20 protein-coding genes are annotated in these 22390 nt (G+C 71.1%); 5 read left to right on the top strand and 15 right to left on the bottom strand.

What is annotated here, in order from left to right; all coding sequences use genetic code 11:
* Positions 1-7: 7 nt before the first annotated feature.
* Both ACZ9QC_RS40675 and ACZ9QC_RS40670 read left to right on the top strand, forming a co-directional pair.
* Positions 8-463, top strand: coding sequence for a MarR family winged helix-turn-helix transcriptional regulator (locus ACZ9QC_RS40675; protein ID WP_472917710.1), 456 nt, complete (start codon positions 8-10; stop codon positions 461-463).
* A gap of 42 nt (positions 464-505) precedes the next feature.
* On the top strand, positions 506-970 hold the full coding sequence (locus tag ACZ9QC_RS40670; protein WP_472917709.1) for an RpiB/LacA/LacB family sugar-phosphate isomerase: 465 nt from the start codon (positions 506-508) through the stop codon (positions 968-970).
* Here ACZ9QC_RS40670 and ACZ9QC_RS40665 read toward each other — a convergent pair.
* The 10 genes from ACZ9QC_RS40665 to mgrA form a co-directional block, all read right to left on the bottom strand.
* Positions 942-1949: a serine/threonine-protein kinase gene (locus ACZ9QC_RS40665; protein ID WP_472917708.1), complete on the bottom strand. Its 1008-nt coding sequence runs from the start codon at positions 1947-1949 to the stop codon at positions 942-944. The two genes, ACZ9QC_RS40670 and ACZ9QC_RS40665, sit on opposite strands and share 29 nt — an antisense overlap.
* Complete coding sequence (locus ACZ9QC_RS40660) at positions 1942-2688, bottom strand: hypothetical protein (protein ID WP_472917707.1); 747 nt, start codon at positions 2686-2688, stop codon at positions 1942-1944. Before ACZ9QC_RS40660 ends, ACZ9QC_RS40665 begins: the two co-directional genes overlap by 8 nt.
* A gap of 5 nt (positions 2689-2693) precedes the next feature.
* The gene (locus ACZ9QC_RS40655; protein WP_472917706.1) at positions 2694-5018 is read right to left on the bottom strand and encodes an FHA domain-containing protein; all 2325 of its coding nucleotides are present in this window, start codon (positions 5016-5018) and stop codon (positions 2694-2696) included.
* 80 nt (positions 5019-5098) lie between these two features.
* The gene (locus ACZ9QC_RS40650; RefSeq protein ID WP_472917705.1) at positions 5099-5509 is read right to left on the bottom strand and encodes a hypothetical protein; all 411 of its coding nucleotides are present in this window, start codon (positions 5507-5509) and stop codon (positions 5099-5101) included.
* Between the two features lie 395 nt (positions 5510-5904).
* Positions 5905-7662 carry an amylo-alpha-1,6-glucosidase gene (locus tag ACZ9QC_RS40645; RefSeq protein WP_472917704.1) on the bottom strand — a complete coding sequence of 586 codons (1758 nt, stop codon included), beginning with the start codon at positions 7660-7662 and terminating at the stop codon, positions 5905-5907.
* Positions 7663-7714: 52 nt separating this feature from the next.
* Positions 7715-8584, bottom strand: a complete 870-nt coding sequence (locus ACZ9QC_RS40640; protein WP_472917703.1) for a carbohydrate ABC transporter permease — start codon at positions 8582-8584, stop codon at positions 7715-7717.
* Complete coding sequence (locus tag ACZ9QC_RS40635) at positions 8581-9549, bottom strand: carbohydrate ABC transporter permease (RefSeq protein ID WP_472917702.1); 969 nt, start codon at positions 9547-9549, stop codon at positions 8581-8583. The genes ACZ9QC_RS40640 and ACZ9QC_RS40635 overlap by 4 nt, the downstream gene beginning before the upstream one ends.
* 39 nt (positions 9550-9588) lie before the next feature.
* Complete coding sequence (locus tag ACZ9QC_RS40630; RefSeq protein ID WP_472917701.1) at positions 9589-10830, bottom strand: sugar ABC transporter substrate-binding protein; 1242 nt, start codon at positions 10828-10830, stop codon at positions 9589-9591.
* 256 nt (positions 10831-11086) lie between these two features.
* Complete coding sequence (locus ACZ9QC_RS40625; protein WP_472917700.1) at positions 11087-12136, bottom strand: LacI family DNA-binding transcriptional regulator; 1050 nt, start codon at positions 12134-12136, stop codon at positions 11087-11089.
* Positions 12137-12817: 681 nt separating this feature from the next.
* Complete coding sequence (gene mgrA / locus ACZ9QC_RS40620; protein WP_472917699.1) at positions 12818-13816, bottom strand: L-glyceraldehyde 3-phosphate reductase; 999 nt, start codon at positions 13814-13816, stop codon at positions 12818-12820.
* A 126-nt stretch (positions 13817-13942) separates the two neighbouring features.
* Between mgrA and ACZ9QC_RS40615 the strand changes: the two genes are divergently transcribed.
* On the top strand, positions 13943-14848 hold the full coding sequence (locus ACZ9QC_RS40615; RefSeq protein ID WP_472917698.1) for a LysR family transcriptional regulator: 906 nt from the start codon (positions 13943-13945) through the stop codon (positions 14846-14848).
* Here the strand turns inward: ACZ9QC_RS40615 and ACZ9QC_RS40610 are convergent.
* Positions 14838-16412, bottom strand: a complete 1575-nt coding sequence (locus ACZ9QC_RS40610; protein WP_472917697.1) for a helix-turn-helix domain-containing protein — start codon at positions 16410-16412, stop codon at positions 14838-14840. The two genes, ACZ9QC_RS40615 and ACZ9QC_RS40610, sit on opposite strands and share 11 nt — an antisense overlap.
* 206 nt (positions 16413-16618) lie before the next feature.
* Here ACZ9QC_RS40610 and ACZ9QC_RS40605 point away from each other — a divergent pair, with 206 nt between their 5' ends.
* Positions 16619-17239 carry a hypothetical protein gene (locus tag ACZ9QC_RS40605; protein WP_472917696.1) on the top strand — a complete coding sequence of 207 codons (621 nt, stop codon included), beginning with the start codon at positions 16619-16621 and terminating at the stop codon, positions 17237-17239.
* 289 nt (positions 17240-17528) lie between these two features.
* A complete protein-coding gene (locus ACZ9QC_RS40600; RefSeq protein WP_472917695.1) occupies positions 17529-18050 on the top strand; it encodes a mycothiol transferase in 522 nt (173 codons plus the stop codon).
* Here ACZ9QC_RS40600 and ACZ9QC_RS40595 read toward each other — a convergent pair.
* The 4 genes from ACZ9QC_RS40595 to ACZ9QC_RS40580 all read right to left on the bottom strand — a co-directional run bounded on the left by ACZ9QC_RS40595 (position 18026) and on the right by ACZ9QC_RS40580 (position 22021).
* Positions 18026-19102 (bottom strand): adenosine deaminase, encoded by a 1077-nt coding sequence (locus ACZ9QC_RS40595; protein ID WP_472917694.1) that lies wholly within the window; start codon positions 19100-19102, stop codon positions 18026-18028. The genes ACZ9QC_RS40600 and ACZ9QC_RS40595 overlap by 25 nt on opposite strands.
* 59 nt (positions 19103-19161) lie before the next feature.
* Entirely contained in the window at positions 19162-19557 is a 396-nt protein-coding gene (locus ACZ9QC_RS40590; protein WP_472917693.1) for a VOC family protein, read from the bottom strand.
* Positions 19558-19715: 158 nt separating this feature from the next.
* Positions 19716-20984 (bottom strand): hypothetical protein, encoded by a 1269-nt coding sequence (locus tag ACZ9QC_RS40585; protein WP_472917692.1) that lies wholly within the window; start codon positions 20982-20984, stop codon positions 19716-19718.
* A 149-nt stretch (positions 20985-21133) separates the two neighbouring features.
* Positions 21134-22021, bottom strand: a complete 888-nt coding sequence (locus ACZ9QC_RS40580; RefSeq protein ID WP_472917691.1) for a glycoside hydrolase family 19 protein — start codon at positions 22019-22021, stop codon at positions 21134-21136.
* Between the last annotated feature and the right edge of the window lie 369 nt (positions 22022-22390).

The raw sequence follows: 22390 nt of genomic DNA, 5'->3' as shown, positions 1-22390 counted from the left end.
GGCGACCGTGGAAGAGCCGACGCGCCGGGTCGAGTACGAGAACATGCTGCTCGGGCGCTACCAGCACCTGAGCAAGAGCAAGGGACGCCGCAAGGACTCGACGCTGGAGCGCAGCGCGTACATCCTCCTCAGCCGTATCCGCATCGAGGGGCCGATGTCGATCGGCGAGTTGAGCGACGCCTTCGGCCTCGACGCCTCCACCCTGCGCCGGCAGACCGCCGCCGCGCTGCGGGCCGGGCTGGTCGAGCACACCCTCGACCCGGAGGGCGGGGTGGCGCGGAAGTTCCGCATCACCGAGGAGGGCGAGCGCCGACTGGACGAGGAGCGGGAGGGCAACGTCCGTACGCTCGCCCTGGTCCTGGAGGGCTGGTCCGACGAGGACATCGCCGGGTTCGCCGACTATCTGCAGCGCTTCAACACCAGCATCGAGCGGTTGGCCGGAAAGCCGTGGCCACGCCCGTAGCCGGGGCCGACGGGCCGGGTTCAGCCCGGTAGCCTCGGAGACATGCGGATCTCCGTCTCCTCCGACATGGACGAACCTGTCGCGCGTCTCCTCGTCGAGGAGTTGCGCGGCCGGGGCCACGACGTCGTGACGCACGGCGCGCTGCGCGACGGGGACGACCCCCGGTGGGCCGTCTGCTCCGAGGCGGCGGCGCGCGAGGTCGCCTCCGGCGCGTCCGAGCAGGCCGTCGTGTGCTGCTGGACCGGCACGGGCGCGTCGATCGCCGCGAACAAGGTGCCCGGTGTACGGGCGGCCCTGTGCACGGACGCCTACACGGCCGACGGTGCCCGCCGGTGGAACGACGCCAATGTGCTGGCGATCGGGTTGCGGCTGACCTCCGAGCCACTGCTCAAGGAGATCCTGGACGCCTGGTTCGCCGCCGAGGCCGGCTCGGACGCCGACGACCGGGAGAACGTGGCTCACATCGAGCGGCTCGACGTCAGCCGGGGTGCCGGTCGGACCGGATGAACACGGGTGCGGCCCACCGGGGCGGCTCGGGCGGGGCATCGTGCGGTCCGGACGCGGTCGGCGCGACCGTCCGGGTCGGTGCGTGCCCCGGCGGGAAACCGCGTGCGGTGCCGGCGGCGGCCCGGAGCGCCGCCACGAAGGAGAGGCAGGAGTCGTACCGGTCGTCCGGGGACTTGGCCAGCGCGGTCGCCATGACGTCGTCCACCGCGGGCGGCAGATCGGTGCGCACACCGGTCAGCGGCGGCGGCTGGTCGTACTGGTGGGCCCACAACAGGGCCATGTCGTCGTCCCGTTGGAAGGGCGGCCGGCCGGCGAGCGTCTCGTGGACGACACAGGCGAGGCTGTAGACGTCGCAGCGGCCGTCGACCGGCTTGCCCGAGATCTGCTCCGGCGCCACGTAGTCGAGGGTCCCCACGAACTGGCCGACGGTGGTGAAGCCCGTCAGGGACAGCGACTTCTTCGTCAGGCCGAAGTCGGTGAGGTAGACGTGCTCGGGGTGGTCGCTGTCAGTGCCCCGCGCGACCAGGATGTTGCCGGGCTTGACGTCCCGGTGGACCAGGCCGTGGTCGTGCGCCGCGTCGAGCGCGGAGGCGACCTGGGCGGCGATGCGGGTCGCGGTCGTGACCGGCAGCGGCCCCTCCCGGTCCAGCAGGTGTCGCAGATCGCTGCCGGCGACGTACCGCATCGCGATGTAGAGGACGCCGTCCGTCTCGCCCGCCTCGAAGACCGGCACGATGTGGGGGTGGTCGATCGCGGCGGCCACCCGTGACTCGTGGGTGAAGCGGCGCCGGAAGGTGTCGTTGCGGGCCAGTTCCGGGGCGAGCAGCTTCAGCGCGACCGTCCGCTCCAGCCGGAGGTCCCGCGCCTGGTAGACGACGGCCATACCGCCCCGGCCGATCTCGCGTTCGACGCGGTAACCGGCGATCCGCCGTCCGACCAGCTCGGAGGGGCGCCCGGCGTACGGCTGTGTCTCACTCATCGCGGGTCACCGGCGGGACCACGCGCGTGGGCTCGCCGTCGCTCGGCCCCCGGTCGGCCGGCCTGGTGGCGGCGGGCCGAGGCCCGGCGGGTGAGGGCTCGGACGCTCGCCGGTCCGTCGGTTCGCGCACCGGCTCCCCCACGACCCTGGTCGGTTCCGGGGCCGGGGACGATGCCGGAGCCGGAGCCCGTGTCGGTTCCGGGGCCTGGGCCTGGGCGGCTGCCGGTGTGAAGCGGGGGGCGGCCGGGGTATCGCGCGGTTCCTCCGCCGCGGCGAACGTGCTCAGCCGTGTCCCGTCGCAGTACACCCACCGCTCGTGGGCCGCGTCGAACAGCCACAGCGACTCACCGTCGACGACGACCCCGATCCGCAGCCCTTTCGTGTGCTCGCGGAAGGACTCCCCGTCGCGGTGCCCGGCGGCCAGCGCCTCCGCCTCGGTGCGGTAGCGCGTCAGGGCTTCCTCGGCGCGGGCCAGCAGCGGGCGCGGGTCGGCCGTGCGAGCGGATGCAGCACCGGAGGCGGGCGGGTCCTGCGGTACGGCGACGAGGAGGCGGCCGTCGACCCAGGCGGACCAGCCGTTGGCGCACAGGACCCGGCCCCAGTCACCGCGCCGCTCCAGCAGTTGGACCGGCAGCAGCGCGTCGAGGGCCACGGTCGGGTGGGCCGGGTCCGGGCTATCCCAGGCGGGCAGGCCGCCCGGCGGGACGACGTGGGTGGGCAGGAAGCCGGGGGTCGTCATGGCGGCTACTTCCGCATCACCGCGGGCTCACGGCGGCGCAGCAGCCGGGCGACGGCCCAGCCGCAGAGCAGCGAGAGGACGACGAGCATCCCGAGGTCGAGCAGCCAGACGCCCGCCGAGTGCGCGAACAGCGGGTCCGAGGTGTCGGGCACGATCCGTTCCAGGTCGATCGTGCCGGCCATCGCGGCGAACGCCCACCGCGACGGCACCAGCCACGCCAGCTGTTCGAGGACGATCGTGCCCCGCACGTCCAGCAGGGCACCGCAGAACACGACCTGGACGATCGCGAGGAGGACCAGCAGCGGCATGGTGACCTCCTCCTTGCGGACCAGCGCGGAGACGACCAGGCCGAGCATCATCGCGGTGAACGCGAGCAGTGCCACGGCGATCGTGATCTCGACCAGGGGTGGCAGCAACACCCCTTCGCCGCCGGGGGCGTTGAGGTCGACGCCGAGCAGCGCGACCAGGGTGAGGACGACCGCCTGGAGGACGGTGACCGTACCGAGGACGACGACCTTGGACATCAGGTACGCGGATCTGGACAGGCCCACGGCTCTCTCGCGCTGGTAGATGACCCGCTCCTTGACCAGTTCGCGCACGGCGTTCGCGGCGCCCGTCAGCACGCCGCCCACGCAGAGGATGAGCAGGGCGTTCATGGCGGTCTCACGGTCCAGGGTGCCGCCCGCGAGTGCCCTGGCCATCGCGCCCATCACGAACGGCAGCGCGATCATGATGGCGAGGAAGGTGCGGTCGGCGCTGAGCGCGGCCGTGTAACGGCGGACCAGTGTGCCCAGTTGGGCGCCCCAGCTCTGCGGCTTGGGCGGCGGCGCCACGGCGACCGGTTCCCGGTCGGCCTGGTAGGGCCGGCCCATGGCGGCCGTGACGTACCGGCTCCGGAAGGGCGAGTCGCGGTACTCCCCCGCCCAGTCCCTCTCCCGGTCCCGTTCGAAGGCCTCGAACGCCTCCGGCCACTGCTGGAAGCCGAAGAAGGCGAGAGTGTCCTCCGGCGGGCCGTAGTAGGCGACCTTGCCGCCGGGCGCGAGGACGAGGAGGCGGTCGCAGACGTCGAGGCTGAGGACGCTGTGGGTGACGACGATGACGGTGCGGCCGTCGTCGGCGAGGCCGCGCAGCATGTGCATCACCGAGCGGTCCATGCCGGGGTCGAGCCCGGAGGTCGGTTCGTCCAGGAAGAGCAGGGAGGGTTTGGTCAGGAGTTCCAGGGCGACGCTGACCCGTTTGCGCTGGCCGCCGGAGAGGCTGTGGATGGGCTGGCCGGCGCGCTGTTCCAGGCCGAGTTCGCGGATCACCTCGTCGACCCGCGCCTGCCGCTCGGCCTTCGCGGTGTCCTGGGGGAAGCGGAGTTCGGCGGCGTAGGAGAGGGCTCTGCGGACGGTCAGCTGGGCGTGCAGGATGTCGTCCTGCGGGACCAGTCCGATGCGCTGGCGCAGCTCCGCGTAGTCGCGGTACAGGTCGCGGCCGTCGTAGAGGACGGTGCCTGTGTCGGCGGGGCGCTGGCCGGTGAGGGCGTTCAGGAGGGTGGATTTGCCGGCGCCGCTCGGGCCGACGACGGCGAGGAGGCATTTCTCGCCGACCGGAAAGGACACCCCGTCGAGCAGCGTCTTCCGGCCGCGGTCGACGGCGACCGTGAGTTCCTGGACGTCGAGGGAGACCTCACCGGTGTCGACGTACTCCTGGAGTGTGTCGCCGACCAGGCAGAACGCGGAGTGACCGATACCGACGATGTCACCGGGAGTGACCGGTGCCCGGTCGACGGGGGTGCCGTTGAGGTAGGTGCCGTTGTGGCTGCCGAGGTCGACGATCTCGTACGTGCCCTCCGGCCGGGCCCGGAGCTCGGCGTGCCGGCGGGAGACGACGAGGTCGTCGATGACCAGGTCGTTGTCGGCGGCGCGGCCGATGCGGACGGTCCGCTCGGGCAGCGGGTGGACGCTGGTGGGCTGTCGGAAGGTGCCGGTGGAGGCGGGGCTGTGGATGCCGGAGGGGCGTTCGGGGGCAAGGCCGGTGAGCACCGCGCGGGGGCCGTCGGGCAGGCTCCCGAAGTGGATGACCGTGCCGGGACCGACGTCCCACTCGTGGATCCGGTGGCCGTCGGCGTACGTTCCGTTGGTGCTGTTCTCGTCCTCGATGGTCCAGTGCCCGGCCTCGGCCCGCAGCACCGCGTGGTGCCACGAGACCCGGTCGTCGTCGAGGACGACGTCGCTGAGCGGGTCGCGCCCCACGTGGTAGTCGTGGGACGGGGCCAGCACGGTCGAGCCCGACTCGGTCTCCAGCACGAGTGCGGGCGCAGTCGAGGCGATCGACCGCTCTGCCATGCCAGAAATTCTACCGATGGGTCCCCATATGCGCGCCCGGCGCGGTGGGGCGCGGATCCGGCACCGGATCGAGCCCGGCGTCAGGCGGCGGGTGCGGCGATGCGCTGGGCGATGCGCTGCATGCGGACGGCGTCGACGGACTCCGCGAGCAGTTCGTACTCCGTCGTGTCGTCGTTGGTGGCGATCCGGACGAGGTTCCCGGCGGCCAACTCCTCGGCGACGAGATCCTGTTGTACGTCGTCGGCGGACCAGGCGCGCAGCTGGCTGGGTACGTCGGGTACGGTGTCGGCGACCGGGACGACCGCGTGGGGAGGGAAGTTCGGGTTCTCGGGACGTGGGTCGAGGCGTTCGGCGATCCATAACGCACGGTCGCGCATCCACCACAGGGCGAGCGCCAGGGTGGGGGCGCGGTAGGTGCCGAGGGGCACCCCGACGCGCTGACCGCCGCACCAGCCGTACGCGGTGACATGGCACAGGAATTCGTCGTGCACGCTTCGCTCCCCCGATCGCACCGCCGGACCCGCCCGGCCCCACTCGCCGCGCGGGCTTGCTCTCGCCTCGCAGACTTGCTGGTCGTGCGTATCCGGCGACGAGAATGTCACGCACAGTGACGTGAAGAGCGCGCGGCAGTGCGCGTTCGTTCATGACTCAATCGCCCTGTCAGTCGAGTATCGCCACTCCTGACCCTCTGTCACCATGCCAATTCAGCCAGTCTCCTGGCATATGCGAGGGTGCGATTGGCCGAAACGCTGCGAAGGGGCCTCCGACCGGGGGCTTTCGGCTCCCGTCCATACGTATGCCGACGGCAAAGCGTTCACCGACCATGGAGGCGATGCCCAGACGTTCGGGCGGTACTGCCCGGGCGCGGCTCCGCCCGGTGGGTCTGTCAGCCGTCGGCCGCTCGGGCCGGGTCGGTGGGTCGGAGCGCGTGGGCCTCGGCGAGGAGCAGGTAGGCGGCGGCGGTCCAGGTGTAGGCGCGGTCGCGCAGGCCGGTTCCGTCGAGGGCGTCGAAGTTCTCGGCGAAGCCGTGGGTTTCGCACAGGGCACGGAAGCGGGCGTTGATCTCGTCGGCGAGGCGGTGGTGGCCGGCGCGGCGCAGGCCGTCTTCGATGAGGACGGTGGCGGGGGCCCAGATCGGGCCGCGCCAGTAGCCGTCGGAGAGGTAGTGGGGTGAGGTGGGCAGTTCGGTGGCCAGTCCGTACGAGGTCAGGTGGGCCTCGATCCGGGTCGCCAGGGTTTTGCCGATGTGCTCGGGCAGGTGCTCGCCCAGCGCCATCGGCATCAGGTCCAGCAGACTGGCGCTGTCCCAGGTCGCGGCGGTGTCGACGCCGCGGGCCACGAATCGCCCTCCTGTCCACAGCTCGTCGAGCATCGCGGCCTGGGTCGCCTCGGCGATGCCGGTCCAGCGCCGGGCGGCGTCGGGCAGGTCCAGCTCGGTGGCCAGGCGGGCGAGTTCGCGGAGCTGGAGGGTGAGGAAGGCGGCGAGGTCGGCGGTGACGACGACGCGTTCGGGGTCGAAGGTGGTGGCGTTGTCCCAGCCGCTGTCGTTGCCGTGCTGGTAGTGGGGCAGAGCGGCGCCCGGTGCGCGGCGGGCGGTGAGCCAGAAGTCCGTCCACCGTGCCAATCTGCCGTAGATCTTGGCGAGTTCGGTCCGGCTGAGAGGTTCGGGTAGCCGTCTGCGCAGGTGGGAAAGGGTCCAGCCGTGGATGGGTGGTTTGACGAAGTTGTAGAGGACCTCGGAGTGGGTCACCGAGTCGGGCAGGGCGCCGGCCTCGTCCTGGTGGTCGAAGGGCAGGGAGAACTGGTCCCACGCCAGGGCCGGTGCTCCGGGTGCCAGGGCGAGGGCGTTGAAGCAGTGGTCCCAGCTCCAGACCTTGTCCATCCAGTGCTTGGACATCAGCACCGCGGGCCGGGTGACCAGCCCCGCCGGGCGGACCGTCGCCGACCACAGGACGTACGCGGCGAGTTCGGCGGCCGGGGTGCCGGACGAGCGCCAGGGTGCCACCGCGTCGACGAACGTGGCGAAGGCCTGCTCGGCCCTCGCCACGACGGCGTCGAACGTCTCGGAGGACGTGTGGGGCAGGCGGGCGCTGTCCAGTTCCTCGATCGCCGCGTCCCAGACTCCGCCGGGTGCCGCGGTGACGGTGACGCCTCGTTCCCCGGCACCGAGGGCCTGGCTGCCGGACACCTCGGCGACCGTGCCCGACAGCACGGTGACCCGGTAGCGGCGCCCGGTCTCGTAGGAGGTGAACACGTACGCGCCGTCCACCGGGTCGCGGTAGAAGTAGGTGCCCGTGAAGGGGGTCAGCGTGTCGGCGGCCGCATTGATGCGCAGGCCCAGTCCTTCGCCGTGCAGACGGACGGTGTCCGGTGAGGCGTAGGCGAGGCGGATGCGTCCTTGCTCACCGGTCCAGCTGAGCAGGCCCGGAGTGGCCTCGACGCGGGTGCACGCGCGCTCGCCCGTCATCGCGTCGAGGGGCGTGAGGCGCAGGACGGCGTGCATGCCGTTCTGGTGCGAGACGAGGTGGAGGTCCTCGGCGCGGGTCTTCTCCCCCAGCACGGGCGAGATGCCGAACCAGGATCCGTGCGTGCTGAACGGGATGTCGTGCAGGGAGAAGGCCGGGCCGGACGGGGCGGCGGTCATCAGTGGTACTCGTTTCTTCAGCGGGGGTCACCGGCGGTGGGGGTGAGGGTGGTCAGTCCTTGACGGCCCCGGCGGTCACGCCGGCGGCGACGTAGCGCTGGGCGAGGACGAGGATCACCGTGGCCGGCAGGGAGGCCACGACGGCGGTGGCCATGATGGCGTTCCACTCCTGGTTGTTGTTGCCGATGTAGTGGTAGATGCCGAGGGTGATCGGCTCGTGGGCGCCGCCGCGTGCGAGGGTGCCGGCGAAGACGAAGTCGGACCAGGACCACAGGAACGCGAACAGGGAGACGGTGACGATCGAGTTGCGGCTCATCGGCAGCACCACGGACCGGAAGGTGCGCCACGGCCCGGCTCCGTCCATCTGCGCGGCCTGGAGCAGTTCGCCGGGGATGCCGGACATGAACGCGGTGAAGATGAGAACCGCGAAGGGGACGGCCAGGGTGGAGTCGGCGACGATCAGGCCGGGCACGGACTGGAGCAGGCCGAGCTGGAGGTAGATGGCGTAGAAGCCCATCGCCATGATGATGCCGGGGATCATCTGGGCCACCAGGAAGAGGAAACTGAGGACTCCACCGCCACGGGGGCGCAGTTTCGCCAGCGCGTAGCCGGCGGGTGCGGCCAGCGCCACGGTCAGTACGACCGTGCCCAGCCCGATGACCAGGCTGGTTGCGAGGTACGGCAACTGCTGCTCGAGGACGGCGCGGTAGCCGTCCAGGGTGCCGTGGACGGGGAAGATGTCGGGCGGGCTCTTGCGCATGTCCTGGTCGCGGGTGAAGGACACGTTGAGCATCCAGTAGACCGGGAAGAGCATGACGGCGGTGAGCGTCAGGCCCGTGGCCGTCTTCCACCAGGTGGTCCGGCCGCGGTGCGGGTGGCGTGTGGCCGGAGTGGTCCGGCGGCTGGTGGTGAGGCTGGTCATGAGGCGTACTGCTTTCGCTGGACCTTCAGGTACACCAGACCGAAGACCAGGGCGGCGGCGACGAGCAGGTTGCCGACGGCCGCGCCGGGGCCGAAGGCGGGCAGGAGGTTGCCGAAGCCGAGCTGGTAGGACCAGGTGGCGAAGGTGGTGGACGAGTCGGCGGGACCGCCCTTGGTCATGATCCAGATGATGTCGAAGACCTTGAGCGTGTAGACCAGCCCCAGCAGCAGGGTGATCGCGGACACCGGGCGCAGCAGCGGGAAGGTGATGCTCCAGAAGCGTCGCCAGGCGCTCGCGCCGTCGAGGGCGGCCGCTTCGTAGAGGCTGTGCGGGATGGACTGCAGGCCGCTGTGGAGCACGACCAGGTTGAACGGGACGCCGATCCAGATGTTCGCGACGATCACCGACGTCAGCGACCACTCCGGGGAGGTCAGCCAGTTCACCGGACCGACGCCGACGGCATGCAGAGCCGCGTTGACGACACCGGAGTCGGTGTTGAGCATCCACGACCAGGTGGAGGCCGACACGATCAGCGGCAGCAGCCACGGCACCAGGAACAGGGCCCGCAAGGTCGCCGACAACCGGAAACTCTGGTGGAAGAAGACCGCCAGGGCCAGGCCGATGGCGTACTGGAAGACCAGGCACACGACGGTGAACACCACCGTGTGGGTCAGGGCCGGGCCGAAGACCGGATCGTCGAAGACCTTCTGGTAGTTGTCCAGTCCGGTGAACGGCGCGTCGCCCTGGACGAACGAACGGACGGTGTAGTTGCGCAGGCTCAGGTCGAGGTTGCGGTAGAGCGGATAGGCGTAGAAGAGGACGAGGTAGACGGTGACCGGGGCGAGGAACGCCCAGGCGGCCCACTGTGGGGAGGTCGGGCGGCGCCGTGCTCGCGCGTCGGCCGGTCGCGGGGCGGCGGTGGCCGCCGCCCCCTTACGGACCTGTGCGGGCCGGCGATCCGGCATCTGTGTCACGTGATTCATGTGCGGACCGGCCGTTCCCGGTCACCGGGCGGCGGACTGCGCCTTGGCCAGCGCGTCCTTGGGTGACTGGGCACCGCTGAGGGCGGACTGCACGGCCTTCCACAACTGCTCGGAGATCTTCGGGTAGTGGGTGCCCAGGTCGTCGCTGGTACGGCCCTTGGCCGCCCTGACCGCGTGGACCCAGGGCTCCAGTTCGGGCTTCGCGGCGATCTGCTTGTCCTGGACCTCGGCGGTGGGTGCCACGTAGGACAGGGTGGTGTCTGTCTCGAGCAGGTTCTCCGCGTTGGTCAGACAGGAGACCAGCTTCCGCGCGGTGGCGTAGCGGCCCGTGTCGCTCTGAACCGGGACGGTGACGAACTCACCCCCGGTCGGGGCCGCGGCGTTGCCGCCGTTGACGCCCGGTATGGGCAGGACGCCGTAGTCGAAGCCCGCCTTCTCGGCGCCTGCGAGCTGCCAGGTGCCGTTCTCGGCGAACGCGTAGTCGCCGCCGGCGAACTCCTGCCAGCTGGTCGTCTGCGTGTTGTTGATGACCGAGTTCGGGGCGTAGCCCTTCTTCAGCCAGTCCTTCCACAGCGACAGCGCCGATGCGGCCTCGGCGGAGTCGAGGTGCACCAGGTCCGCGCCGGAGCCCCAGAACCAGGGCAGGAACTGGAAGCTGCCCTCTTCCGTGCCGATCGCCGAGAACGTGATGCCCTTCTTGCCGGCCTTCTTCACCTTCGCCAGCGCCGCCGTCAGCGACTTCCAGTCCTTCACCGAGGCGACATCCACACCGGCCTTCTTCAGCACCTCCTTGTTGTAGTAGAGGGCCAGGGTGTTCGCCCCGATGGGCATGCCGTACGTCTTCCCCTCCGACTGGCCGGCGGCAAGCAGGTTGGAGTCCATCTGGGAGGTGTCCAGCTTGTTCTCGTCGGTCGTGGTCAGCACGCCCGCCTCGGCCAGCGTCGAGACCACCGGGTTGTCGACGATGAGGACGTCGGCGGAGTTGTCCTGCTGCGCGGCCAGCAGCGCCTTGTTCAAAAGGTCGCTGGTGTCGAAGGCGGTCCGCTTGACCTTGACCCCGGCCTTGGTGCCGCAGTCGTCGAGCAGCTTCGCCCAGGCCGAGCCCTTGTCTAACTGCGGGTACGGGTCCCAGATCGTGTACGTGCCGCCGGCGTCCTTGGCGGCACCGGTGCTGCCCGAGCCGGAGGAGCAGGCGGTGCCGACGACGGCGACGACGGTCGTCAGGGCCGTGGCGACGAGGCGGCGGCTGGCGGTTCTACGCATGGCGGGTTCCTTGGTCCAGGCACGGCTGTGCCGTGAGAGGGGCGAAAGAGAGGCATACGAGCACACCGGACGGCCATGTCGGGGGTGTCGGGTCCGGGTGACCGGTGCAGAGAGGGGGAACGGGAAGGCCCGTGGTCTGTGGTCATGGTTCAAGGGGTGCGGCGCCGGGAGTCCCGGCTCGGGAAGTAACGGCGGGACGTTGCGGCTACGCAGGGTGCGGTTCAGAGAAAGGAGCGGTTCAGAGATGAGGAGCGGTTCAGGACGGAGCGATCGTGGTCGGGGCTTCCGCGGAGCGGGCTCCGCCGGCGGGGCCGGTGCTGGCCCGCAGGGAGATCGGCGGGGCGAGGAGATGATGGCGGGGAACGGCGCCGGGGTGGTCGAGGCGCTCGATGAGCAGGTCGACGGCACGCCGTCCCATCTCCTCCGCCGGCACGTCCGCCGCGGTGAGCTGCGGGGTCACCGTCTCCGCCCACCGGGACGCCACCACTCCGGTCACGGAGAAGTCGCGCGGTACATGGCGGCCCGCGTGGGCCAGGCCCCGGTAGAGGCCTCCGAGCGCGGCCTCGTTCAGGGTGACCAGGCCCGTGGTGGCCGGATCGTCGTGCAGGATCTGCTCCAGGCACGCCTGCCCCGAGGCGGGGTCGTCGCCGCAGCAGTACGTCCGCACCGTCAGCCCCCGCTCGGCGGCGGCCTTGGTGAAGCCGTCCAGGCCCCGGTGCGCGGACTCGTAGCCCGCCCGCAGGAGCTGCTCCGGCCGGTTGACGAAGGCAATGCGGCTGTGGCCGAGGTCCGCCAGATGATGGACGCACGCCGCCGCGAGTGCGGTGTGGTCCAGGCCCACCCACCAACCGCCTTCCGGATGGGCCGTGCGGCCGATGGCGATGGAGGGGAAGTCCAGTTCGGCCAGGTGATCGACCCGGTCGTCCTGCAACCTGATCTCCATCAGGATCGCCCCGTCGACGCGCCGCTCACCCAGCAGCCGCTGGAACGAACGGTCGCTGTCCACACCGCTCGGCGACAGCAGCACGTCGTAGTCATGGGCCGCCGCGGCCTCCACGACACTGCCGATGAAGTCGAGCTGCATCCCGGTGTAGTGCTCCCCGGCCGGCGGGAAGACCAGACCGATCGTGCTGGTCCGGCCGTTGGCCAGGGCGCGTGCGCTCGCGTTGGGCCGGTATCCGAGGTCGTCGATGACCCGCTGGATCTTCGCGCGGGTCTCGTCCGACACCGGACGCTTGCCGCTCAGCGCGTACGACACGGTGCTCCGCGAGACACCGGCCCGCTTGGCGATCTCACCGATGTTCAACAGGACTCCCTACTCGAACCGGTTCGACCTTGTCTTTGGAGGAGCAGGAGAGCAGTCAGCTGCAGAGGTTGGACTGAAGGTGGACGTATGACCGAATTCGATGTCGAACCGGTTCGCGTGAAGGAAAAGTAGAAGCCTGCGGTGCGGGTGTCAATACCTCGCGCAATCCTCACGAAACCCGCCAGACACCGGTCCGCGAGAACCCGCGACCCCTGTCCGTCCCTCCGTCTTCACCGCTCCCACCAGCCAGAACGGCGAGCCGGTGCCCCTGCTCCCCGCCGGGCACTCCGGCGCGGTGCCGAGACTCTGGTCGCCGACCCGGCCGCCGCCGCCGACCTGCTGCTCAAGGAACTCGACGCGGCGACGGAGCCGACGGGCGACTGCCGGCCCGCCCCCGCGTCGGCCACCGGGCAGGGGACGCGGCTGCATCCCGAGGAAGCATTCGCCTCCCTCCGGGACGAACTGCCCGACGACACGGCGTACGTGGTGGAGTCGACCTCGACGAAATCCCCGTGGTGGCGCCGCACCCGCCTGGGCGCCCCACTGTTCCCCTCCGAACGCAGATGCGCCGACGGCGGCTCCTCGGGCCGGGTCGGCGACGATGCTCTCCTGGATCGCCACGTAGGCGGACCCGGGCCGGTCCGGGGCGTACGGACCGGCCGAGGCGTTCGGGGGCGGAGGCTAGCCCTTGCCCTCAATGATGGCGTCGATGCGGGCCAGTTCCTCCGGGTCGAAGTCGAGGTTGGCGATGGCGCCGACGCTGTCCTCGATCTGGCGGGCGCTGCTCGCGCCGACGAGGGCCGAGGTGACCCGGCCGCCGCGCAGCGTCCAGGCCAGGGCGAGCTGCGCGAGGGTCTGGCCGCGGTACTTGGCGAGCTCGTCCAGCGCGCGCAGCCTGCCCACCAGGTCCTCGGTGACGGCCTCCGAGTTCAGGAACGGGCTGTCGCTCGCCGCGCGGGAACCCTCAGGGATGCCGTCGAGGTAGCGGGAGGTCAGCAGGCCCTGCTCCAGCGGGGAGAAGACGATGGAGCCGACCTGCAGTTCGTCGAGGGCGTCGAGCAGGCCCTCGCTCTCGGGGCGCCGGTCGAGCATGGAGTAGCGCGGCTGGTGGATGAGGAGCGGGGTGCCCAGCTCGCCCAGAATCCGGGCGGCCTCACGGGTCTGCTCGGCCGAGTAGTTGGAGACACCCACGTACAGCGCCTTGCCCTGCTGGACCGCCGAGTGCAGCGCGCCCATCGTCTCCTCCAGCGGAGTCTCCGGGTCGGGGCGGTGCGAGTAGAAGATGTCGACGTAGTCCAGGCCCATGCGCTTCAGGCTCTGGTCGAGCGAGGAGAGCACGTACTTGCGCGAGCCCCACTCGCCGTACGGGCCGGGCCACATCAGATAGCCGGCCTTGGTGGAGATGACCAACTCGTCGCGGTACGGGGCGAAGTCGGTCCTGAGGGCCTCGCCGAGGGCGGACTCGGCGGAGCCGGGCGGCGGGCCGTAGTTGTTGGCCAGGTCGAAGTGGGTGACACCCAGGTCGAAGGCGCGGCGCAGGATCGCGCGCTGCGTCTCGACGGAGCGGTCGGGGCCGAAGTTGTGCCACAGGCCGAGCGAGAGTGCGGGCAGTTTCAGGCCGCTGCGTCCGGTGCGCCGGTAGGGCATGTCCGCGTAGCGGTCGGGGTGTGCGGTGTACAACGCGACTCCAGAGAGGTGGGCACGGGGGACCGGAGTCCCTGAGGACCGGTATCCACTCTGTCGCGACCTGGAGGCATTGGTCCAACAGAAGAATCCGATGGGATTCAGCGCCTACGCTTCTCAGTCATGGAACTCCGTCATCTCCAGCACTTCGTCGCGGTCGCCGAGGAGGAGCATTTCACCCGGGCCGCCGAACGGCTGCTGGTCTCCCAGTCGGGTCTGTCGGCCTCCGTCCGGGCCCTGGAGCGGGAGCTGCAGACGCCGCTGTTCGTGCGGACGACCCGCCGGGTGATGCTCACACCCGCCGGGCGGGCGCTGCTGGGCGAGGCGGAGCGGATCCTCGCGCAGGTGCGGTCGGCGCGGGAGGCGGTGGCCGCAGTGCAGGGCGTGCTGCGGGGCATGCTGGCGGTGGGGTCCGAGCAGTGTGTTGCCGGGCTGAACGTGGCGGGACTGCTGGCCTCGTTCCGGCGCCGCCATCCGGATGTGGAGATCTGTCTGCGCCAGGCGGGCTCGGGCGCGCTGGCCGAGGAGGTCGCGAGCGGCCGCCTCGATCTGGCGTTCGCCGTGCGGGCGGCGCAGAAGGACACCGACCAGCTGCGCGTCGTCCCCCTGTCCGGCGAGCCGATGACCGTCCTGTGCCACCCGAGCCATCCCCTCGCCACCGCAGGCGCCCCGGTGACGCCGGAGGAACTCGGTGGCGAGGTCTTCGTCGACTTCCACCCGGACTGGGGTCCGCGTCGGACCACCGACGCGGTGTTCGCCGCCGCCGGGGTCCGCCGCACGGTCGCCCTGGAGGTCAACGACGTGCACAGCCTGCTGGAGCTCGTCGGGGAGAACCTCTGTGTCGCCGTCGTCCCGCGCCATTTCCGGCACAAGCGCGACTCGCTCGTCGCGCTCGACGTCAAGGGCACGGGCGAGACCGTGTACGAGACGGTCGCACTGCTGCCGCCGCCGCAGACCATGAGCCCCGCGGCGCGCGCCCTGATGGAACTCCTCGACCCACCGGCGGAACGTCCCGAGGTCAGTCGGTGACGGGGGTCCACCGGCGGTTCAGGGTGTCGTAGTCGTAGCGCGGCAGTCCCTCGATCCCGGTCGTGCGGAACGGACGGCCTTCGTCGTCGATCCGGACCGTGCCGGTACGGCCCTCGGAGGACCAGTCCAGCTCCAGGTACCAGCTGCAGTCACAGGTCACGGTCTTGGCGGAGACCTTCAGCACCTCCGGGTCCTCGGCCGACACACGGTACGGAAAGCGCACGGCCGGGATCCGTACGTCCAGATCCGCGCCGTCCACCGAGCGGGCGACCGGCCGGTCCTGGTCCAGGTCCACGTCGAAGTACCGGGGCGTGACCCGACCCCCGCAACCCCCACCCATGAGGTAGGAGTAGCCCTTGACCGGAGCCGCGCGCTCGACGACGCGGACCCGCAGCGCGGTCAGGAGGACGTCCGTGGACTTCCGTCCCTGGACCGTGAACTCCACGATCGTGTTCCGGCCGTGCACCCCCCGCTGTGTCGCGGCCCAGACCGCCGCGTCCTGGGGCGCCGGGGGCGGGGGCACCTCCTTCGGCGGCTTGGCGACAACGTAGTCATGACCGCAGCCGAGGCCCCAGAGCTGGGACTTCACCGTCCAGGTGAGGGGCACCCCGGTGGCCGGTGGCTGCCGCTCGGGGGTGTCGTCGTCCTCGGTGGGACGGTCCTCGGTCTCGGTGGGCGTGGGCGACGGCGAGGGGGTTCCCGACGGGCTCTTGGTGCTGCCGCCGCTGTCCGACGGCGTGGGGGACGGGCTCGTGGGCGCGGCGGACGGACGCTGGGCGGCAGAGGTCGTACGGGAGGAGGTCGGCTCGCTGGCCGCCGCGGTGTCGTCACCCGATGACCTCCCGGACGGGAGCACGGTGAGGCTGCCCAGCGACGCGACGAGCACCGCGGCGACGGCCGCGCTGACGAGGGTGCGTCGACGGCGGCGCCAGGGCCGCCGGGACGGAGGCACCGACGCGAGCGCGTCGACCGATTCGACCGGACCGACCGGACCGTTGGACCCGGTGGGCTGGGTGGGGTCCGAGAGCTCCGTGGGCTCGGCCGAACCGGCGGCCACCGCGGATTCCGCCGACTCTGCGGATTCTGCGGCCGGCTCGGCGCACTCGACGGGCTTTGCGGGCTCGTCCGACCCGGCGGGCCCAGCGGCGTATAGGCATCGGTCCGGTTCGGCCGGACCGGCCGCCTCGACAGCACCGACTCGCTCGGCCAGCTCGGCCGAGTCGGCCGACTCCGGTGCCGGCACGGCGGCCGCCACTCCCCCTCCCGTCCGCGCCCGCTGCCGCGCCGTCACCGCCGGCAACCACAGCCGGTGCAGCGCGAGCCGCTCCGCGCCGGTCGCGCCGCAGAGCGCGGCGAAGCGTTCGACGGGTGCGAAGTCGAGCGGGACGGTGTCGCCCGCGCAGTAGCGGTGCAGCGTCGAGGTGTTCATGCCCAGGCGCCGGGCCAGCTGCCCGTAACTGCGGTCCGTGCGTTCCTTGAGACGCGTGAGCGCTTCCGCGAACTCCCGTACTTCGTCCGGTGCTGCCGACACTGTTCTCCACATCCTCCCCGCCCGGGACGGCATCCCAGGGACTCCCCATACATGCACGTCAGAGGGGCTGGGATGGTTCCATGACCGGGGATCGGAGTCAGTCCGTTGCGCTCACGCCCCGTGACGACCGATGCTCTTGGTGTCGCACCGACCAGGGCCGGACGGACCATCCGGCGTCGTCGGCGAAGCGGCCCCATTCATTCCATGTACGACTCAGTACTCGTTCACGGGGGACATCCATGCCCAAGCACACCCTGACCCGCACCCTCACCGCACTCGCCCTGGCGGCTGTCACCGCGGGCTCCGCACTCGCCGTCGGCGCCGCTCCGGCCGCCGCCGCGAAGGCGAGCGGCGCCCCGAAGTACCTGTCGGCATCCGAGCTCCCGCCGCACCCCACGTCCTCCTGGACGGCCGGCAAGATCGAGGACGGCCTCCCCGAGGAGCTCTGGTACTGCCTGGGCGACGCGTTCCTGGCGTACGACGTCAACCACCGCTCCTACCGAACGGACCTGGAGACCAGCGCCCGGCAGGTGGTCGTCGTCACCGGCAGTGACAGCAAGGCCAAGGCCCTTGCCACGCGGCTGAACAAGGACTTCAAGAACTGTGTGAGCGAGTCCTCCGACCCGGACGTCGAGGCCGAGTACCGCGACCTCGGGACGCTGGCCGTCGAGGAGGGCGCCCGCGTCCATGGAGTGGCCACGGTCACGTCCTGGGGAGCCATGGACATCAGCCTCCTGTCGGTGGGCCGGGACGGCCGGACCGTCACCGTCGTGGACTGGGGGCAGATGGGCGGCTTCAAGGACGCGCCGGTGAAGGCCTTCAAGAAGACGACGACCACGGCCGTCAACAAGCTCTACTGAACGACAACTGAACGACAACGGGCGAGGACCGACCTGCGAACTCAGCACGGAAAAAAAGGGGGGTCACCGGCAAACCGACCGACCCGATCACCCGCGTCGCCGACGTCCACTGGGGCAACGGCAGGACGACCGAGCTGGTCGTCGACATGACCGGCGATCTGAGGATCTTCCACATCGGCACGAAGGGTGCCGCGGGGAGCTGACGGGGGCCGCGGCGAGCCGGAGAAGGGGACCGGCGCCGGTGGGCGGGGGCGGTGCGGGCGCGGCCGCGATGCTCGATGGTGGACGTATGGATGTGAAGGACGTTCTCATCGACGCGTACGGCCGGATCTCGGAGGAGGTCCACGCCGCCGTGGACGGGCTGTCCCCGGCGGAGCTCCACGCCCGCCCCGCCCCCGAGGCCAACTCCGTCGCCTGGCTGGTCTGGCATCTCACCCGGATCCAGGACGACCATGTGGCCGAAGCCGCCGGTCTCGACCAGGTCTGGCTGTCCCAGGGCTGGGAGAAACGCCTCGGACTCGCGCTGCCGGCCCGGGACACGGGCTACGGGCACGGTCCGGAGCAGGTCGCCGAGGTCCGGGTGGACTCCGGTGACCTGCTGACCGGCTACTTCGACGCCGTGCACGCCCGGACGGTGGAGTACGTGCGCGGGCTCGGGCCCGCCGACCTGGACCGTGTCGTGGACGAGCGGTGGACCCCGCCCGTCACCCTCGGCGTGCGCCTGGTCAGTGTCCTGGCCGACGATCTCCAGCATGTCGGCCAGGCGGCGTACGTACGAGGACTGCTTCAGCGGGACGACGCCGAGGCGTAGCCGGGCAGCACCACGTTCTCGATGAGGGCGTTGCGCTCGTCGAACGGGAGGAAGGCGCTCTTGAGGGCGTTGACGGTGACCGTGCGCAGGTCGTCGAGGGTCCAGCCGGCCTCGTCGACGAGCAGGGACATCTCGCGGGTCATGGTGGTGCCCGAGACCAGGCGGTTGTCGGTGTTGAGGGTGACGCGGAAGCCGAGGTCCCGCAGGGCCGTGATCGGGTGCTCGGCGACGGAGGTCGCCGCGCCGGTCTGGAGGTTGGAGGTGGGGCACATCTCCAGGGCGATCCGGCGGTCGCGCACCCAGGCGGCGAGGCGGCCGAGCTTGCCGTCGACGATGTCCTCGGTCAGGCGCACTCCGTGGCCGATGCGCTGGGCGCCGCACACCTGGAGGGCCTGGTGGATGCTGGGCAGCCCGTGGGCCTCGCCGGCGTGGATGGTGAAGGGCACGCTCTCGCGGCGCAGGTGCTCGAAGGCGGCCAGGTGGTCGGCGGGCGGGAAGCCGTCCTCGGCGCCCGCGATGTCGAAGCCGACGACACCGGCGTCCCGGAAGGCCACGGCCAGGTCGGCGGCCTCTCGGACCCGGTCGAACATCCGCATCCCGCACAGCAGGGTGCCGACCCGGACCGGGGTGCCCGCGGCCGCGGCCTTCGCCATACCGGCGGCCAGGCCCTCCTGCACGGTCTCCACGACCTCGCTCATCGTGAGCGCGCCCCGCGTGTTCAGCTCGGGGGCGTAGCGGACCTCGCCGTAGACGACACCGTCGGCGGCCAGGTCCAGGACGTACTCCTCGGCCGCGCGCAGCAGGCCCTCGCGGGTCTGCAGCACCGCGAGGGTGTGCTCGAACGTGGCTATGTAGCGCACCAGGTCACCGGAGTTGGCCGCCTCGTAGAACCAGGCGGCGAGGCCCTCCGGGTCGGTCTCCGGGAGGGTGTGGCCGACCTCCGCCGCGAGCTCCACGAGGGTGGCGGGACGCAGGCCGCCGTCGAGGTGGTCGTGCAGGACGGCCTTGGGCAGGCGGCGGATCACTTCGGTGTCTATGCGCGTAGCAGACATGGCGTTCGTTCCTCGGCAGGTGGTGCGGCGGGGTGGGGTGGGTCGAGAGGTGGGACGGATCAGTCGGCGGCGGGCTGGAGGAGGTCCCAGCGGTTGCCGTACAGGTCCTCGAAGACGGCGACCGAGCCGTAGGGCTCGTGGCGCGGCTCCTCCAGGAATGTGACGCCCGCGGCCCGCATGCGGGCGTGGTCGCGGGCGAAGTCGTCGGTGTGCAGGAAGAACCCCACGCGTCCGCCGGTCTGGTCGCCGATCCGGCCGCGCTGCGCCTCGTCCTTGGCGCGCGCCAGCAGCAGTCCGCCGCCCTGTCCCTCGCTCCCGGGCTCGACGACGACCCAGCGGGCGCCGTCGGGCCGCGGTTCGTCCTCCACGAGCCGGAAGCCGAGCGCCTCGGTGTAGAAGCGAATGGCCTCGTCGTAGTCGTCGACCACGAGGGTGACCAGGGCTATGCGTCTCATCGGGGCCTCTCGGGTCGCTCGGGGTTCCCGGGAGGTTATACGTAACACCCACCGGACGGCAAGTGGCATTCTTCCCCTGCCTCCGGGCGGCCCCCGGCACGACCGAGACCCCCCGCGATGCAGGGGGTCTCGGGGCTCAGAAGGGCGACGGCCCGCGGTCACTCGCCGGGCGACGCCTTGCGCAGGGCGGCGATGCACGTGCTCAGCGCCTGCTGCAGTTCCTCCAGGCGCTCCAGCATGTCGTCCTCGTAGATCGCGTCGAGGTCGACGGCGTCGTCGAGGGTCAGCTCCTCGAAGACCTTCGTCGCTTTCTGGAGGCTGCTGTAGAACTTGGTCCGCCGCTCCTGGACCCGCAGTTCGGGGTCGGACTCCACAGCTTGGACGACGAGTTCCTTGACGGTGTCGTAGGCCTCAGTCGCCCACTCGCCGGTGTCCTCGTCGTCGTCGAGCTCGTCGATGAGGGACAGGTGCCGCTCGGCCTCGGCGCGCAGTTCGGCGGTGGCGTCGATGACCTGCCCGGCCGGGGTCTTGACCTGCCCGTTCTCCACGATCTGCCGGACGTAGCCGATCCGGCTGGCCGCCTGGGTCTCGCTGGCTACGGCCTTCTTCAGCTCGTCGGTGCGGGCGATGTCGCGGGCCAGCTCGGTCTGGAGGGCCGGGTCCTCCTTGAGGCGGTCCAGCAGCGCGGCGCGCGCCGCCTGGGCGGTGGAGGGGTCGGCGAGGATCGCGGCGCGCAGCGCGGTGGGGTTCTCGGCGACCTCCAGCGCCTTGGTCGGGCGGATGCCCTCGGCCTCGGCCGCCGCCGTGATCGCGGTGCCGCGGTCGGAGGTCGCGCTGGACCGGGAGCTGTAGTACGACAGCCACACGTCCGCGTCCGGGAGGTCGACCTCCTCGCCGGGGGCCAGCGCCTCGAAGTGCGGGACCATGCCGTCGTCGGCCGCCTTGTCCCAGGCCTTGTAGTACCGCATGACCCGCTCCGGCGAGCATCCCGCCAGCTCGGCGAAGTGCTTCGCCGACACCTTCGGCGTCTCGCCCGCCATCTCCCCGCCGGGCCGCACACTCCGCGCCACCTTCAGCGCGAAGGCCCAGCCACCGGTGCGCGCGTACACCCCGAACTCCCGTGCGTCGCGCGCGACTTGCTCATCCACGACGTCGACCGGGGTGTCGACCGGGGTGTTGTCGACGGTCTCCTCGACGGGGACGTCGAGGCCGGACGGCGCAGCCTCGTCGGACATGGGCCGCGCGGGAGCCGCTCCCCCGGACGGCTGTGCGGGCACCTCGGGTGCGGGTGCGACCTCGGGGGTCCGCGTCTCGGCCGCTCCGGGCTCGACCCAGAAACCGTCGTCCCCGGTCGGCGCCGCGCCGGTCGCGGGTGTCTCGTCGGCGGGTGGTACGGCCGATGCGGAGTGGGCGGTGGCTACGCTCACGGGTGACTCTCCCGGGTGGTGACGAACGGCAGGGACAGAACCGGCAGCCTATATGAACCCGTTGGTGCCGCTTTGCCTGGACGCCCGCCCCGGTCGTGGCCCGACTGCCGCAGTCTCCCACGCAGCCGGGCGTGCACGACCGGATCCCGTCAGCAGTACAGGTTGCCGCCCGCCGACGTGCCGAGGATCTGGACGAACCGCTGGTACGCGCTGACCCGGCTCTGCACCTGCGCGGGGTTCTTGCCGTCGCACTCCAGCGAGCCGTTGATGCTGCGGATGGTGTGCCCGAAGCCGGCACCGCTGACCATGGCGTTGTGGCCGGTCATGGTGCCGGGACCGGTCTGGGTGTTCCAGTACCACAGGGCGGTCTTCCAGGCGACGGCCGCGTCGTTCTGGACCAGCCAGGGGTTGCCCAGCAGGTTCAGACCGAGCGCGTCACCGGCCGCCTTGTAGTTGAAGTTCCAGCTCAGTTGGATGGGGCCGCGTCCGTAGTACGCCGCCTGTCCGGCCGGGCAGCCGTAGGGCCGGCCCCAGTCGCAATAGGTGGGGTAGTTGGCGGTGTTCTGCTCGACGATGTGGACGAGGCCGCCGGTCTCGTGGTTGACGTTGGCGAGGAACGCCGCCGCCTCCTGCTTCTTGACGGTGTCGCTGCCCGTGGTGGCGAACGCCGGGTAGGCACTCATGGCGGCCCGCAGACCGCTGTACGTGTAGAACGAATTCCGGTTCGGGAACATCTGGTTGAACTGCGCCTCGCTCACCACGAACCCGGAGGGGTTGGTGGGACCGTTCTCGCAGGCGTACGGCTCCCAGTACCAGGTGCTGATGGTGGGGTCGTACCCCGGGTTGTCGTGCTCGGCGATGTACGCCCTGCCGTCGGTGTAGCGCACGATGTCGCCGGTGACGTAGGACCGGCCGGCCACCCAGCTCGCATAGCTCGAACAGGGAGCCGCGGACGCGCTCTGGGCGGGCAGCAACAGGGGGGTGGAACCGCCGATGACCAGCGCGGTCAGCAGGGCGGATATACGGCGCCTCGACACGTGACCAACTCCTTCGTGGAGCACGGCCGCACCCGGGCGAGGGCCCGGAGGCATGGTTGGGACGCACCTCGCGCGCACGTGCCGGCGGAGCCGGCCACGGCGTGGGCGCGGCCGTGGTGGGGGGTGTGGGGCACACTCAAGCGCGTTGGTCTGTACCAGTCAAGGGTGTAGACCAGTCAACTCCCGATCCCCCGCGCGCGGTCGAGGACTTCGGCGACCCGGACGGCTGGCGACCCCATCGGGGCCGGGGACGACGAAGACTTGCAGACGCAGCCGCCCGAACCGCTTGCGCCCGACGACCCGACGACCCGACGACCCGACGACAGGCCGACGTGGCGCAGGTCACACGCCATACGAAGCGGATGGAGA

It is taken from the genome of Streptomyces sp. HUAS MS02 (assembly GCF_055702265.1).
This window is presented reverse-complemented; position numbering and strand designations above follow the sequence as displayed.